This window comes from Chamaesiphon sp. OTE_20_metabat_361, assembly GCF_031364565.1.
The window spans coordinates 1-1558 of record NZ_JANLWO010000050.1 but is presented as its reverse complement, the minus strand read 5'-3'; the positions used below and the strand labels follow the sequence as shown (position 1 = coordinate 1558).

General features: G+C 46.4%; 2 protein-coding genes. Both read right to left on the bottom strand.

Going from position 1 to position 1558, the window contains the following annotated elements:
* Positions 1-26: 26 nt before the first annotated feature.
* Positions 27-974, bottom strand: a complete 948-nt coding sequence (locus tag RMO35_RS01280) for a glutathione S-transferase C-terminal domain-containing protein (protein WP_309738008.1) — start codon at positions 972-974, stop codon at positions 27-29.
* A 143-nt stretch (positions 975-1117) separates the two neighbouring features.
* Entirely contained in the window at positions 1118-1321 is a 204-nt protein-coding gene (locus RMO35_RS01275) for a hypothetical protein (RefSeq protein ID WP_309738007.1), read from the bottom strand.
* Positions 1322-1558 lie beyond the last annotated feature (237 nt).

The window sequence follows — 1558 nt, the reverse complement described above, 5'->3', positions numbered from 1 at the left end:
CCCATCTCCCATCTCCCATCTCCCATCTACCCCAAATAACTCAAGTCCGGCAACTGCGGAATAATCCCCCCAGGATTGAGCGGAAAGAGATTGCCATAATAATCCTGCAAGATCGTGGGAAAATCACAAGTAGCCGCCACGCCAGGTAACTGATAAATCTTGGTTAGGTAAGCTTGAATGTGGGGATAGTCTTGAATGCGGCGACGGTTGCATTTAAACAAGTGATGGTAAACCACATCGAACCGAATTAAAGTCGTGAATAGTCGGATATCCGCTAGCGTCAGCGAGTCGCCACAGAGATAAGCCTGAGTCGCTAGTAGATCGTTAACTCGATCGAGTGTGGCAAATAAGTCAGTAGCAGCTTTGTCATAAGCCGCCTGTGTCTGGGCAAAACCGCAGCGGTAGACCCCGTTATTGACGGTTTGGTAGATTGTCTCATTCCATTGGGCGATCGAGTCTTGCAGGGCAATTGGAGCCAGATCTAGTTCGGGGTGTTTGGCGTAATCATTAAATTCGGAATTGAGGATCTCGATAATTTCGGCGCTCTCATTATTGACGATCGAGTAGGTGTCAGTATCCCACAGCATCGGGACTGTCGATCGACCCTTATAGTCTGGGACGGCAAACCGATACAGTTGCGCTAATGTCTGACAATCATGCTCGGACTTTGGCAACTTCCAACCACCCGCATTGGCATCACCTTCAAGGATGATAATCTCGATCGCATCTTCTAACCCTTTTAAGGCTCTCACTACCACCGTCCGATGCGCCCACGGACAACTCCAGCCGACGTACAATCGATAGCGACGCGGCTGTGGAGCATATTTTCCCTCGATTCGGTGGCGGAATTCACTTGGCGGACGTTGGTATTCGCCGCGATCGTTTGGTGGTGCCAGTTGTGACATCATTAGCTGCCAGATCTGCGTCCAGATCGATCGACCTGTTTTCACGATCCAGCTCGGTGGAATTGCCATAATGATTAAGGTATTTGGATTTGAATTGACATTTCCGATCTAAATAATGAAAACTCGATCGAGAAGTAATTTCTCGATCGAGTTGGACTTGACGATTGCTCGTCTGAATACAAATAACTCAGCGATTGGACTGGCTCGATCGCCTAATCGATATTCATTGTTGGAGGGACAACGCCATTTGGGAAGGTTTGTCGAAACTCGCGCATCAGATCGTCCATTTCAATTAAGGCTTGATCGATATCGATCGATAAGGAACTCAATGTCGGATCTGTTTGAAAATTGAGTAACAATGCTCTTTTATTCTCTACCTGTAAAACCCGTTCTTGTAAGCTTTGTGCATCCATCATAAAAGTGTCAATGTGTTATTTATAATTTTTCATTTACAAGCAGAAATATCTAATTAGTTACAATGATGTAAATATCTGAAACCTTGATGGTGGGCAGCGCCCACCCTACTAAAGCCTAAAGCTGAAACCTTTGTGGTGGGCAGTGCCCACCCTACTAAAGCCCAAAGCCTACTAAAGCCCAAAGCCTAAAGCCTAACATCTAAAGCCCAAAGCCTAACACCTAAAGCCCAAAGCCTA

What these genes read in the sequence shown, in the direction of transcription:
- RMO35_RS01280 (WP_309738008.1), bottom strand. Translation starts at nt 974, where the DNA reads ATGGCAATTCCACCGAGCTGGATCGTGAAAACAGGTCGATCGATCTGG.
- RMO35_RS01275 (WP_309738007.1), bottom strand. Translation starts at nt 1,321, where the DNA reads ATGATGGATGCACAAAGCTTACAAGAACGGGTTTTACAGGTAGAGAAT.